The following is a 14561-nucleotide window of genomic DNA, read 5'->3' on the forward strand; positions in this document are numbered from 1 at the left end:
TGCAATCGATTACACAATCTAAATGTAAAGTTTGAGTTGAGGGTATTGGTAATTGAAGATAATAATTTAATAATCAAGTATATAAATTAGATAGTTATGAAAACAAATTATGAACTTCGCTATGCGAGCAATCCTCGAGATGCGAAAAGCTATGATACGACTCGTTTGCGTGAAGATTTCTTGATTCAGAACCTGTTTGTAAATAATGAAGTAAATATGGTTTACTCTATGTATGATCGTTTGATTGTAGGAGGAGCTAAACCAGTAGGTGAAGTACTTACATTAGAAGCAATAGATCCGTTAAAAGCGACACATTTTCTTTCTCGTCGTGAATTGGGAATATTCAATGTCGGAGGCCCGGGCTGTGTAAAGGTGGGAGATACGGCTTTTGATTTGAATTACAAAGAGGCATTATATCTCGGAGCAGGTGAACGGACTGTTACATTTGAAAGTTTGGATGATAAGAATCCTGCAAAATTTTATTTCAATTCTGCTCCGGCACATAAAACTTATCCGGATAAAAAAGTAACGAAAGCTGATGCCGTAGTTGCGGAAATGGGCTCATTAGAAGGGTCTAATCATCGTAACATCAATAAGATGCTGGTATCTCAAGTATTGGAAACATGCCAGTTGCAAATGGGTATGACAGAATTGCAACCGGGTAGTGTCTGGAATACTATGCCTGCACATACTCATAGTCGCCGGATGGAAGCATATTTCTATTTTGAAGTTCCTGAAGGAAATGCGGTTTGCCATTTTATGGGAGAACCGACCGAAACTCGTCATATTTGGATGAAAGGAGATGAAGCTGTATTGTCGCCCGAATGGTCGATACACTCTGCTGCTGCGACTAGTAATTATACTTTCATTTGGGGTATGGGTGGTGAAAATCTGGATTATGGTGATCAGGATTTCTATAAAAATACAGATCTTAGATAAAACTTAAACACACTAACTTTATTAAATATGGTAAATTTCTCATTAGAAGGTAAGGTTGCACTTGTAACAGGCGCTTCTTACGGTATCGGTTTCGCTTTGGCTACTGCATTTGCACAAGCCGGTGCAAAAATCGTTTTTAACGATATTAAACCTGAGTTGGTTGAAAAAGGATTGGCAGCTTATGAAGCTGAAGGAATTAAAGCACATGGTTATGTTTGTGATGTAACAAATGAAGATCAGGTTAATGCTTTAGTTGCTCAAATAGAAAAAGAAGTCGGGGTTATCGATATCTTGGTAAATAATGCCGGTATTATCAAACGTATTCCTATGCACGAAATGTCTGCAGCGGATTTTCGCCAGGTGATTGATATCGACTTGAATGGTCCGTTTATCGTATCTAAAGCAGTGATTCCTTCTATGATAAAGAAAGGACATGGTAAAATTATCAATATTTGTTCGATGATGAGCGAATTGGGACGCGAAACCGTATCTGCTTATGCTGCAGCAAAAGGTGGTCTCAAAATGTTGACGAAGAATATTGCCTCAGAATACGGTGAATATAATATTCAGTGCAACGGCATAGGTCCGGGATATATTGCAACTCCCCAAACAGCTCCGTTACGGGAAAAACAGCCTGACGGTTCAAGACATCCGTTTGATTCTTTCATTGTCGCAAAAACACCAGCTGCCCGTTGGGGTACTCCAGAAGATTTGATGGGTCCGGCTGTATTTTTAGCTTCTGATGCATCTAATTTCGTTAATGGCCATATCCTTTATGTAGATGGTGGTATTTTGGCTTATATCGGAAAGCAACCCCAATAAAAAGCGGGGAATAAGATTATACCCTCTATCTCTATTTTGAGACAGAGGGTTGCTTTGTATATATAATAACCAATAAATTAAGATATGAAAAAGATTATTTTATTACTGTTTATTGCAATTATCGGATTCTCTTGCAGTGGAGGTAAGAGTGTCAAAATTTCTGTAAAGAATGACTCGGCGATAGATCGGGAAAATGAAATAGCTGAAATTTCTATGAGTAGCGTGACTGAGATGCTCGGATTATCCGATACGGCACAGTTCGTTATTTTGGATGCACAAGGAGAGCAACTGCCTTACCAATTGACTTATGACGGTAAATTGATCTTTCCGGTTACGGTAAAAGCTAATTCATCTGTTGAATATACTGTACAAGCCGGAATCCCTGAAAAATTTGATACTATAACTTGCGGAAGACAGTATCCCGAACGTGTAGATGATATTGCTTGGGAAAATGATAAAATCGCTTTCCGTACTTACGGACCGGCTCTTCAAGCTACTGGAGAAAGAGCATTCGGTTATGACATTTGGGTAAAATCGGTTGCAGAACCGGTTGTTGAAAAACGATATGAAGGAGAATTGAATCCTGAAACAAAAGCCCGTATCTCGGAATTGAAGAAAACAGATCCCAAAGCTGCTGATGAATTGTATAAATCTGTATCATATCATGTAGATCATGGAAACGGATTGGATTGTTATAAAGTAGGTCCTACTTTGGGTGGTGGAACTGCTGCGTTGATGGTAAACGATACGATTGTGTATCCGTATTGCTATAAAACGTTTGAAGTATTAGATAACGGTCCTTTGCGTTTTACGGTAAAACTGATATATAATCCGTTGATCGTAAATGGAGATTCAGTAGTAGAAACTCGTCTAATTTCATTGGATGCCGGCTCTCAGTTAAACAAAACTGTAGTGACTTATGATAATCTGAAAGAAACTACTCCCGTAGTCGCCGGAATAGTATTGCATGATCCTGAATCTTCGGCTCAATATAAAGTCTCGGCAGAAAAAGGATATGTTACTTATGCTGATCCGACCGATAATCCGAATAATAATAACGGAACAATATTTGTCGGAGCTATTTTGCCAACGGCCAAAGATGCAAAAGCCGTCTATTTTGAAGAAAAAGAGAAAAACGATTTGAGAGGTGGAGCTGACGGTCACGTGCTTGCTATTGCAGATTATACCCCTGGTTCGGAATTAGTCTATTATTGGGGAGCAGGATGGAGCAAGTATGGATTCGATACAATTGAAGATTGGAATGCATACATTGATGAAGAGGCTTCACTAAAGAGTGAACCGTTGACAGTATCTATCATAAAGTAAAATGCTAGTCGAGAATAGAAATAACGACTATGTTCGATTCTCTATTTTAATAGAATTTAAGCAGATGCGAAATTAGTATATATCTATACTTTACTTTGCGAGAGCCGGCCAATATTTACGTTATTGGGCCGGCTTTTTATTCAGATAGGCTCTAAGAACCAATCCGAATTTTGCTCGGGTCAGATTTTAGAGTTTCGTTTGAGGATATTTTCCTGTTTTTACAAGGAAGATAACTGGATATCCGACGAGTGAAAACAGAAGAAAAGACCTGACGAAAACGCAAAAATGACCTGATAATATTTTTTGTTGGAAAATTTGGACTGGCTCTTATTTAGTCAAAAAATATTTTTACGTTTGCAGCTATATTTAAACAATGTAATATATGAAGCGTGTCCGGCGTATTATAAGAAATATTATCGCATTCTTTTTTATTTCGACGATTCTTTCGGTTCTTTTATACCGTTTTGTTCCAGTATATATAACGCCTCTTATGTTGATCCGTTATGCACAAGGTATTATGGCCGGAGAAAAACCCCGTTTATACCATCGATGGGTTTCTTTAGAGGATATGAGCAGATGGTTGCCTCAAGCGGTAGTCGCCTCAGAAGATAATCTTTTTTTAGAACATTCAGGGTTTGATTTTCAGCAGATAAAGAAGGCGATAGAAGAAAATAAAACTCGAAAAAGAGCCAGAGGGGCAAGTACGATATCTCAACAAACCGCTAAAAATGTATTTCTATGGCCGGGGCATTCTTTTGTACGTAAAGGTTTGGAGGCTTATTTTACGTTTTTGATAGAACAGTTATGGGGAAAGAAACGGATTATGGAAGTGTATCTGAATTCTATCGAAATGGGCAAAAATATATATGGTGCGGAAGCTGTCGCAAAATATCATTTTGGAACTACAGCCCGAAAATTGACCCGATCACAGTGTGCTCTTATTGCGGCATCATTACCTAATCCGTTACATTTTAACTCATCTGCTCCATCTTTATATATGCAGAAAAGAAAACGTAAAATCTTGTGGCTAATGGATCAAATAGATCCTGTGAAATTCTGATGTAAATTTTTATTTCTTGCAAATAGCTATTTTGTAAGATTATTTTTGTTCAAATTTGTAAAATAATAGGATTGTTCGCTTTTATTTTGTTATATTTGCGCTTCAAAATAGATGAGATATGTCAAAACAAAAAAATAACAGTACAAATGCAATATTACTGATGCATTGTCCAGACCAGCCGGGTATATTAGCGGTTGTAACAGATTTTATTAATGTAAACGGAGGAAATATCTTGTATCTTGACCAATATGTAGATCGGGAAAATCATGCATTTTTTATGCGGGTGGAATGGGATCTGACAAACTTTATTATTCCTCAGAATAAAATAGAAGATTATTTCAATACATTATACGGGCAAAAATATGATATGAGTTTTAATCTCTATTTTAGTGATCGTAAGCCGCGTATGGCTATATTTGTATCGAAGATGTCCCATTGTCTATATGATATATTGGCGCGATATACAGCCGGAGAGTGGAATGTAGAGATTCCTGTTATTATCAGTAATCATCCTGATTTGGAAAGTGTAGCTAAAAGGTTCGATATAGATTATCATGTATTTCCAATCAATAAGGACAATAAAGCGGAGCAAGAAGCTAAGGAGTTGGAATTATTGGAAAAATATGATATAGATTTTATCGTATTGGCACGATATATGCAGGTCGTTTCTTCTGATTTTATAATGCATTATCCCGATAAGATCATAAATATTCATCATTCGTTTCTCCCGGCATTTATGGGAGCTAAGCCTTATCATGCGGCTTTTGAGCGGGGAGTGAAGTTGATCGGAGCTACGAGTCATTACGTAACGACAGATCTTGATGCAGGCCCTATTATCGAACAAGATATCGTTCGTATTTCTCACAAGGATTCTATTGCTGATCTGGTCTATAAAGGTCAGGATCTCGAAAAAATAGTATTATCTCGAGCTGTAGAAAAGCATATCGATCGGAAAATATTGACTTATCGCAACAAAACCGTTGTTTTCAATTAAGGGAAAATGAAAGTGGCAATTGTAAAATATAATGCCGGTAATATTTATTCAGTAGATTGTGCTTTAAGAAGGGTCGGGGTAGAAGCAGAAATTACTGATAATAAGGAAATATTGATGTCTGCTGATAAAGTAATATTTCCGGGAGTAGGAGAGGCGGCGTCAACGATGCATTATTTGAAAAAAAATAATCTGGATTCTTTAATTAAAGATCTGAAGCAGCCGGTATTAGGCATTTGTATAGGAATGCAATTGATGTGTCGGCATTCGGAAGAAGGAGATGTCGACTGCCTGAATATATTTGATGTTGAAGTAAAGCGTTTTCATACTGAAAGCACAGAATATAAAATACCACACATGGGCTGGAATACGGTGAGAAACGTTGATATGCATATGTTTCCGCAACATATTGAAAACCAATATGTATATTTTGTTCATAGCTATTATGTTCCAGTATGTGAATATACCACTGCCGAGACAGAATATATTTTGCCTTTTAGTGCGGCTTTGCATAAAGATAATTTTTATGCTTCTCAGTTTCATATAGAAAAAAGCGGAGCTGTCGGAGAGGATATATTTAATCATTTTTTGTCATTATAAATTATAGAATGATATGATTGAATTAATACCGGCCATAGATATAATAGATGGTAAGTGCGTACGCTTGTCGCAAGGTGATTATGAGCGTATGACCACATATAATCATGATCCGTTGGAGGTTGCAAAAGAATTTCAGGATCATGGAATAAGACGATTGCATGTCGTCGATTTGGATGGAGCTAAGGCCCATCATATCGTGAATTATAAAGCTTTAGAACGCATTGCTTCTCGTACGTCGTTGATAATTGATTTTGGTGGTGGTATTAAATCTGACGGAGACTTGGAAATTGCTTTCGAATCAGGTGCTCAGATGGTAACCGGAGGCAGTATTGCTGTAAAAAATCCGGAGGTATTTTTGTCATGGCTTGAGAAATTCGGTTCGGATAAGATAATTCTTGGAGCTGATGCTAAAAAAGGGAAAATTGCAGTCGGAGGATGGAAGGAATCGTCAGATAAAGAACTTATCCCGTTTGTAAAAACGTATGTAGAATCCGGAGTAAAAAAAGTAATTACTACGGATATTTGTAAAGATGGAATGCTGAACGGGCCGTCTATCGATTTATATAAAAAGATGATGTCTGTAATTCCTGAGATTTATTTGATAGCAAGTGGTGGAGTTGCCTCTATCGAAGATATTGAGAAATTAGAGTTGGCCGGAGTTCCTTCCGTTATATTCGGGAAAGCCCTTTATGAAGGCCGTATAACGTTGAAGGAACTGTTACGTTTTTTATAAAAATAGATATGTTAGCAAAGCGAATAATTCCATGTTTGGATGTAAAAGACGGTAAAACTGTAAAGGGGGTAAATTTTATAAATTTCAGAGATGCAGGAGATCCGGTTGAATTGGGGCACGCATATAGCCGACAAGGTGCAGACGAGTTGGTTTATTTAGATATAACCGCTTCTTATGAAGGACGCAAGACATTTACGGAAATTGTCAAGAAGGTTGCAGCTAAGGTATCTATTCCTTTCACTGTTGGAGGCGGGATAAATGAAATAAATGATGTTGACCGTTTACTGAGTGCCGGTGCAGATAAAGTTTCAATAAACTCTTCTGCATTGAAGAATCCGAAATTAATTGAAGAAATTGCAAAAAATTTCGGTTCGCAAGTTTGTGTTGTTGCTATAGATGCTAACTTTGACAATAATTTATGGCGTTGTTATTTAAATGGAGGAAGAGTTCCGACAGATAAAGAGCTTTTTTCTTGGGCAAGAGAAGCACAGGAAAGAGGTGCAGGAGAGATACTGTTTACCAGTATGACTCATGATGGTGTAAAAGAGGGATATGCAAACGATGCGTTAGCCATGTTAAATTCGGTATTGAGTATCCCGGTGATAGCTTCAGGAGGGGCAGGGAAGAAAGAGCACTTTAAGGATGTTTTTCAGATAGGAAAGGCCGATGCTGCTCTTGCAGCAAGTGTATTTCATTTTGGAGAGATTTCTATTTCTGAACTTAAAGATTATTTAGATCGAGAAAATATTTGTGTAAGAAAATAACGTATTGAAATGAATATAGATTTTGCAAAAATGGGAGGTCTGGTTCCTGCAATTATACAGGATAGTTATACTTCTAAAGTTCTAATGCTGGGCTTTATGAATGAGGAAGCGTTAGCAAAGACCAAGGAATTAGGTAAAGTGACATTTTTCAGTCGTACTAAGAACCGTTTGTGGACAAAAGGGGAAGAAAGCGGTAATTTTTTATTAGTCGATTCGATAAAAGAAGATTGCGATAAAGACACGCTTCTTATCAAAGTCCGTCCGATAGGTCCGGTCTGCCATACTGGTAGCGATACATGTTTTGATGAAAAAAACGAGGAAGATATTATGTTTATTAAGTATCTTCAGGATTTTATAGATCGCCGGAAAAAAGAGATGCCGGAAGGTTCGTACACGACGTCTCTGTTTAACAAAGGAATAAACAGAATGGCGCAAAAAGTCGGAGAAGAGGCTGTGGAGACGGTAATCGAGGCAACGAACGGAACAGATGACCGACTTATTTATGAGGCTTCTGATCTAATTTATCATTTGATTGTATTATTGACTTCAAAAGGATATAGGATAGAAGATCTTGCCAGAGAATTGAAAAAACGGCATAAAGAATAGAACTATATGGAAGATGGATTATTGATACAATATGATCATGTCGAAATTTGTCGTAAGGAGCTTGTTGTTCTGAAAGATGTAAATTTTAAATTGTATTCAGGTGAGTTTGTCTATTTCATCGGTCGGGTAGGTACAGGGAAAAGTAGCTTACTGAAAACGATGTATGCTGAAATTCCGGTGGTTGAAGGAGAAGCTTCTGTCCTCGGATTTAATATGAAGTCTCTCCGAAAGAAGGATATACCTCAGTTAAGAAGAAAAATAGGTATTGTATTTCAGGATTTTCAGTTATTGACGGACAGGTCGGTAAAAGATAATCTTAATTTCGTCCTTCAAGCGACAGGCTGGAAAAATAAAGCAGAGATAACAGAGAGAGTTGAGCAAGTTTTGGTACAAGTCGGTATGCAAAATAAAGCGTACAAAATGCCGCATGAACTATCCGGAGGGGAACAACAGAGAATTGTTATAGCCAGAGCATTGTTGAATTCTCCGCAGATTATTTTGGCGGATGAACCGACCGGAAACCTCGACCCTCAGACCGGACAACAAATTGTATCGTTATTGCATTCTATTTGTGAGACGGGTACGGCTGTTATTATGACGACCCATAATCATCGATTGGTAGAAGAATTTCCCGGACGTTTATTGAAATGTGAGAATAAATGTTTATCCGAAGTCTCTCTTTAAGTATAGAATTGCTTATTATAGATAATATCTTATCTTTGCATTTCAGAAACTATATATATTGAAAATACAGGTATTTAAATATACGAACTATTAATTGAAAGAATAAAAAATGAAAGTCTTAAAGTTTGGTGGAACTTCTGTGGGCTCAGCACAAAGAATGAAAGATGTTGCCAAATTGATTTGTGACGGAGAGCAAAAGATTGTTGTTTTGTCTGCTATGTCCGGTACAACAAATACGCTTGTAGAAATTTCGGATTATTTATACAAAAAAAATCCGGACGGTGCTAACGAAATTATTAATGGCCTTGAGCATAAATATATGCAGGTAATTGATGAGTTGTATAGCACAGACGAGTATAAACAGAGGGCTACTGAAATTGTAAAATCTCACTTCGATTATATCCGTTCTTTTACAAAAGATCTTTTTACTCTTTTTGAAGAAAAAGTGATTTTGGCTCAAGGTGAGCTGATGTCAACGGCTATGGTGAATTTATACTTGAATGAGACTGGTGTAAAATCTGTACTGATTCCTGCTTTGGATTATATGCGGACAGATAAAAATGCTGAACCGGATCCCGTATATATTAAGACAAAACTGAAAGATTTATTATCTGTAAATCCTGATGCACCTATTTATATAACACAAGGCTATATTTGTCGGAACGCTTATGGTGAAATAGATAATTTACAGCGGGGAGGAAGTGACTATTCCGCTTCATTAATCGGTGCTGCTATTCAGGCTGACGAAATACAAATATGGACGGATATTGATGGCATGCACAATAATGATCCTCGATTCGTTAAAAATACTTCTCCGGTAAGATATTTACATTTTGAGGAAGCTGCGGAATTAGCATATTTCGGGGCGAAGATATTGCATCCTACATGTATTCTTCCTGCTAAGCTTAATAACATTCCTGTTCGTCTGTTGAATACGATGGAACCTGAAGCTCCGGGAACTTTGATTTACAATCAATCAGAGCCGGGGAAAATAAAAGCTGTAGCGGCAAAAGACGGTATTACAGCCATTAAGATCAAATCGGGGCGTATGCTTTTAGCTTACGGATTTTTACGTAAAGTCTTTGAAATTTTCGAAAGTTATCAGACAGCCATAGATATGGTGACTACTTCAGAGGTAGGTGTTTCTGTGACTATCGATAATACAAAACATTTAACCGAAATTCTGGATGATCTTAAAAAATTCGGGACTGTCACAGTTGATGAAGATATGGTCATTATTTGTGTAGTCGGAGATTTGGAATGGAATAATATCGGTTTCGAGTCAAATACGATGCAGGCAATGAAAGATATTCCGGTAAGAATGGTATCTTATGGAGGCAGCAATTACAATATTTCGTTTTTGATAAAATCAAAAGATAAGACTGCTGCATTGCAATCTTTAAGTAAATATTTGTTTGATAAATAATAAGAGAAGAACACGGACTACTTTTTATAAATAGTCCGTGTTCTTTTAAAAAACATTTGTGTTTATTATAGTAGAAAACAGGTTTAGAGATATTTTTACAAATTCTTAAAATCATCAAATATTAAAGATAAATATATGAAAGGTGTTTTCCCAATCGATAAGTTTAGAAATATAGAGACCCCTTTTTACTATTATGATACATCTTTACTGAGAAAGACATTAGATAAAATAAAACAGGAAACATCTCTGTATTCAAATTACCATGTTCATTATGCTGTAAAGGCAAATGCTAATAATCGCATACTTTCTATTATCAGAGAAACCGGATTCGGTGCGGATTGTGTGAGTGGAGGAGAAATAAAGGCTGCTTTGGAAGCTGGATTCCCAGCTCATAAAATCGTTTTTGCAGGGGTTGGTAAAGCTGATTGGGAGATTAAGTTGGGACTGGAGTCCGATATATATTGTTTTAACGTAGAATCTGTTCCGGAGTTGGATAATATTGATGCATTGGCTGCCTCATACGGCAAAACAGCATCGATAGCGTTACGTATCAATCCCAATATAGATGCACATACGCATCATTATATTACTACAGGGCTGAGTGAAAATAAGTTCGGAATAAGTTTGGTTCATTTAGATTCGGTACTTGATCATTTAGAGACATTGAAAAATGTCCGACTTATCGGATTGCATTTTCACATTGGTTCGCAGATTACCGATATGGATTCATTCAAGGGGCTTTGTATTCGAATTAATGAAATACAAGAACATCTGTACCAACGGATGATTATCGTAGATTCCATAAATGTCGGTGGCGGTTTAGGAGTCAATTATGAAGAACCGGACAAACAGTCTGTTCCGGATTTTAAAAGTTATTTTGAGGTTTTTCATAAACATCTCAAATTGAGGCCTAAACAGGAAGTCCATTTTGAATTAGGACGATCTGTCGTGTGTCAATGTGGTTCTTTGATTACAAAAGTCCTGTATGTGAAAGAGGGAGTAAACAAAAAATTTGTAATAACTGATGCCGGGATGACGGATTTGATTCGTCCCGCCTTATATCAAGCTTATCATAAAATAGAAAATATTACTTCAGATCAGTTGCCGGAAGAGTATGATGTCGTAGGTCCTATTTGTGAATCGTCTGATTGTTTTGGAAAAATGGTCTCATTAAATAAAACTCAACGAGGAGATTTATTGGCTATCCGTTCGGCAGGTGCATATGGTGAAATTATGGCTTCACAATATAATTGTAGAAAATTGCCTAAAGCTTATTATCAAGATAAAATATGATACTTTCGTAGGTCTCTTGACAAATAAAATAGAGAGGGCTTGTGTAAACAAGCCCTCTCTATTTTATTATCGGATATTTTTATTTTTGTTTTGATTTGCTGATTTCTTCTTGTACTATGGCGTCCAAAACGGCAACAGTCGTCAAGTTTACAATATCTCTTGAAGAACTTTCGATATCCGTAAAATGTATAGGTTTGTTTAATCCCATTTGAATCGGTCCGATAGACTCTGCTAATCCCATTTCCAATAACATCTTATATGCCGAATTGGCTGAGCTTAAATTCGGGAAAATGAGTGTATTTACTTCTTTTCCTGCCAATTTGTTGAACGGGAATGTTTTATCTCGCAGGGTTGTATTAAGAGCAAAATTGATTTGCATTTCTCCGTCAATTGCCAATTCAGGATAATTTTCCTGCATTTCTCTGACCGCTTCATGCACTTGTACCGGACTACCGGTATTGTCAGCGCCGAAATTAGAATAAGATACCATTGCCATAACAGGCTCGTGGGCAAAGAATTTTACGGCATGACGGGCTAAGCGGGCAATATCTACTAATGTCTCTGAGTCGGGATGGCGGTTGATGAGTGTATCGGCAAGGAAATAAGTTCCTTTTTTGGTATTCATGATATGCATTGCTCCGAAATGTTTATGACCTTCCCGAATACCGATAACATCTTTTGCAATTTGTATGGTTTCGGTATATTTGGTATAAGTTCCGGTAATAAATGCATCGGCATCGCCTACTTCTACCATCATCATTCCAAAATAGTTGCGGTCGAACATTTTTTCTCGAGCTTCGTCTAAAGTGATACCCTCTCTTTGACGTTTCTGTGCTAATATTTTTGCATATTTTTCACGACGTTCCGTTTCTTCGCCACTTCGTAAATTTACGATTTCAAGGCCATCGAGATTTAAACCGTTTTGTTCGGCTACACTATGTATATAGTCGGTATTCCCCAGTAAGATCGGGAAACAGATGCCTTCTTGATAAGCAGTAACGGCAGCCGAAAGCATATTGGCGTGATTGGCTTCGGCAAATACGACACGTTTTGGATTCTGAACAGCCATTTCGGTGAACCGACGTATCATTTTATTATCATATCCCATTAGAGCTCTCAATTTACTTTCATAAGCATCCCAATCGGTTATTATTGGAGCTGCAGCGCCAGATTCGATTGCTGCTTTTGCAACTGCCGGAGCAACGGTCGTGAGTAAACGGGGATCGAGAGGTTTGGGAATAATATATTCCGGGCCGAAACTTATTCGTTTCAGATTATATGCTGCATTAACGACATCAGGAACAGGTTTTTTGGCTAATCCTGCAATGGCATAAACTGCCGCTAATTTCATTGCTTCATTAATACAAGTTGCTCTTACATCGAGAGCTCCTCTGAATATGTAGGGGAATCCGAGAACGTTGTTGATTTGATTTGGATAGTCTGATCGACCTGTCGCAAAAATTAAATCAGGACGAGAAGATTTGGCTTTATCATATGCAATTTCCGGATTTGGATTGGCTAATGCAAAAACGATTGGTTTCTCGTTCATGGAACGAATCATTTCAACGCTTAATACGTCTGCTTTAGAAAGTCCGAGGAACACGTCCGCACCCCGCATAGCTTCTTCTAAGGTATCAATATCCCGATCTGTGATAAATTGTTTTTTCGATTCGTTCAGGTCGGTACGCTTTTGGTTTATCACTCCACGACTGTCAACCATTACGATATTTTCTTTTTTCGCACCCAACATCATGTATAATTTTGTACATGAACTGGCTGAAGCTCCGGCTCCGTTAACGACGATCTTTACGTTTTCGATTTTTTTACCCTGTATTTCGAGTGCATTTAACAATCCAGCTCCGGATATAATAGCTGTACCGTGTTGATCATCATGCATTACGGGTATGGATAGTTCAGCTTTCAACCGATTTTCGATCTCGAAACATTCGGGAGCTTTTATGTCTTCAAGATTAATTCCTCCGAATGTTGGGGCAATGGCTTTTACGGCTTGGATAAATTTTTCAGGATCTTTTTCGTTTACTTCGATGTCAAAAACATCTATCCCGGCAAATATTTTGAACAGAAGACCTTTTCCTTCCATTACCGGTTTTCCTGCTAATGCACCGATATCACCTAATCCTAACACTGCCGTTCCGTTTGATATAACAGCGACCAAATTGCCTTTAGATGTATATTCGTATGCTTTTTGTGGATCTTTCTCTATTTCGAGGCATGGTTCGGCCACACCGGGAGAATAAGCGAGTGATAAATCCATTTGTGTGCTGTATGGTTTAGTGGGAACAACTTCTATTTTCCCGGGTTTGCCCTGACTATGATATAAAAGGGCTGCTTCTTTCGTTACTTTTGACATATGCTGTAAATTATATATGTAATGTAAATAGAATATTAATTCAATATTTATCAAAATTTTCCATGCAAATCTAATAATTTATATTTATCCCGAAAATAAAAAATACAAACTATAACATTGTTAAATAATGTGTTCATTTTGAGATCGCCTTATTTACATTAATTAACTGTATTGAAAAATGGATTATTTAGAAAACTTTATGTGTTTTATAAGTTTTCTTTTATCTTTGTCAAATATAAAAGAGTGATTAAGCTTTTTATTCAAAAAATTTAGACAAGCTATTAAGTAGACTCTAAAAGAAAAAGGCCGTATGAATAAAGAATTGAGAAACAGAATTATTGATAAAGCTGCGGTTTTGTTCACCAGACATGGGATTAAATCTGTGACTATGGATTATATCGCCAGTCAGATGGGAATCTCGAAACGTACGCTTTATGAAAACTTTAAAGATAAGGATCAGTTATTGTTAGAATGTATTTTGTATATTCAGAAAGAGACAGAAGATGAGGCTGAAGAGATTTATAAAACTGCCGAAAATTCGTTAGATCTGTTGTTAAAGGTTTTTCAAAGCACATGGCGTAAAATGCAAAATGTGAATAGAAATTATTTTAGTGATGTAAAGCGCTATCATCCGTCTATCGCACAAGTTCTGGATAATAATAGAGATCAAAGAGCCGGATATATGGCTTCATTAATGGAACAAGGCAAACGAGAAGGTTTGATTCGTGAAAATTTGAAGTCGCAAATAGCTTCTTTTTTATTGATGGCGCAATTTGATTTTCTTTTTAATTCAGATGAAGTATTTGCCTCGCATTATTCGTTTATAGATGTTTATGAAACGATTTTCATGAACTTTATTCGTGGTATTGCGACTTCAAAAGGAATTATGTTTATCGATGAGTTTGTCGATAGAACAGAGAATGCATAAAGATAAATTTATTAGAAC

14 protein-coding genes are annotated in these 14561 nt (G+C 37.0%); 13 read left to right on the forward strand and 1 reads right to left on the reverse strand.

Annotation, left to right across the window (positions count from 1 at the left end; genetic code table 11):
- The first annotated feature begins 96 nt into the window (after positions 1-96).
- The 12 genes from kduI to lysA all read left to right on the forward strand — a co-directional run bounded on the left by kduI (position 97) and on the right by lysA (position 11244).
- On the forward strand, positions 97-939 hold the full coding sequence (gene kduI / locus QUE35_RS01660) for a 5-dehydro-4-deoxy-D-glucuronate isomerase (protein ID WP_009316921.1): 843 nt from the start codon (positions 97-99) through the stop codon (positions 937-939).
- Between the two features lie 27 nt (positions 940-966).
- Positions 967-1761 carry a gluconate 5-dehydrogenase gene (locus QUE35_RS01665; RefSeq protein ID WP_009316922.1) on the forward strand — a complete coding sequence of 265 codons (795 nt, stop codon included), beginning with the start codon at positions 967-969 and terminating at the stop codon, positions 1759-1761.
- An 84-nt stretch (positions 1762-1845) separates the two neighbouring features.
- Positions 1846-3087, forward strand: coding sequence for a BT3233 family polysaccharide utilization protein (locus QUE35_RS01670; protein WP_022600642.1), 1242 nt, complete (start codon positions 1846-1848; stop codon positions 3085-3087).
- A gap of 382 nt (positions 3088-3469) precedes the next feature.
- Positions 3470-4147 carry a monofunctional biosynthetic peptidoglycan transglycosylase gene (gene mtgA, locus QUE35_RS01675; RefSeq protein WP_022600641.1) on the forward strand — a complete coding sequence of 226 codons (678 nt, stop codon included), beginning with the start codon at positions 3470-3472 and terminating at the stop codon, positions 4145-4147.
- A 118-nt stretch (positions 4148-4265) separates the two neighbouring features.
- Positions 4266-5141, forward strand: a complete 876-nt coding sequence (purU, locus tag QUE35_RS01680; protein ID WP_022600640.1) for a formyltetrahydrofolate deformylase — start codon at positions 4266-4268, stop codon at positions 5139-5141.
- Positions 5142-5147: 6 nt separating this feature from the next.
- Complete coding sequence (hisH, locus tag QUE35_RS01685) at positions 5148-5738, forward strand: imidazole glycerol phosphate synthase subunit HisH (RefSeq protein WP_022600639.1); 591 nt, start codon at positions 5148-5150, stop codon at positions 5736-5738.
- 13 nt (positions 5739-5751) lie between these two features.
- Complete coding sequence (hisA, locus tag QUE35_RS01690; protein ID WP_022600638.1) at positions 5752-6471, forward strand: 1-(5-phosphoribosyl)-5-[(5-phosphoribosylamino)methylideneamino]imidazole-4-carboxamide isomerase; 720 nt, start codon at positions 5752-5754, stop codon at positions 6469-6471.
- 8 nt (positions 6472-6479) lie between these two features.
- Positions 6480-7235, forward strand: coding sequence for an imidazole glycerol phosphate synthase subunit HisF (gene hisF / locus QUE35_RS01695; protein WP_022600637.1), 756 nt, complete (start codon positions 6480-6482; stop codon positions 7233-7235).
- A gap of 9 nt (positions 7236-7244) precedes the next feature.
- Entirely contained in the window at positions 7245-7841 is a 597-nt protein-coding gene (gene hisIE / locus QUE35_RS01700) for a bifunctional phosphoribosyl-AMP cyclohydrolase/phosphoribosyl-ATP diphosphatase HisIE (protein ID WP_022390778.1), read from the forward strand.
- Between the two features lie 6 nt (positions 7842-7847).
- Positions 7848-8525 (forward strand): cell division ATP-binding protein FtsE, encoded by a 678-nt coding sequence (locus tag QUE35_RS01705; RefSeq protein WP_009316930.1) that lies wholly within the window; start codon positions 7848-7850, stop codon positions 8523-8525.
- A gap of 109 nt (positions 8526-8634) precedes the next feature.
- Positions 8635-9951 (forward strand): aspartate kinase, encoded by a 1317-nt coding sequence (locus QUE35_RS01710; RefSeq protein ID WP_009316931.1) that lies wholly within the window; start codon positions 8635-8637, stop codon positions 9949-9951.
- A 135-nt stretch (positions 9952-10086) separates the two neighbouring features.
- Positions 10087-11244: a diaminopimelate decarboxylase gene (lysA, locus tag QUE35_RS01715; protein ID WP_022600634.1), complete on the forward strand. Its 1158-nt coding sequence runs from the start codon at positions 10087-10089 to the stop codon at positions 11242-11244.
- A gap of 79 nt (positions 11245-11323) precedes the next feature.
- Here lysA and QUE35_RS01720 read toward each other — a convergent pair whose 3' ends face one another.
- Entirely contained in the window at positions 11324-13615 is a 2292-nt protein-coding gene (locus QUE35_RS01720; protein WP_009316933.1) for an NADP-dependent malic enzyme, read from the reverse strand.
- A 310-nt stretch (positions 13616-13925) separates the two neighbouring features.
- Here QUE35_RS01720 and QUE35_RS01725 point away from each other — a divergent pair, with 310 nt between their 5' ends.
- On the forward strand, positions 13926-14543 hold the full coding sequence (locus QUE35_RS01725) for a TetR/AcrR family transcriptional regulator (protein WP_009316934.1): 618 nt from the start codon (positions 13926-13928) through the stop codon (positions 14541-14543).
- Positions 14544-14561: the final 18 nt, after the last annotated feature.

This window comes from Coprobacter fastidiosus, assembly GCF_030296935.1.
Lineage (GTDB): Bacteria > Bacteroidota > Bacteroidia > Bacteroidales > Coprobacteraceae > Coprobacter > Coprobacter fastidiosus.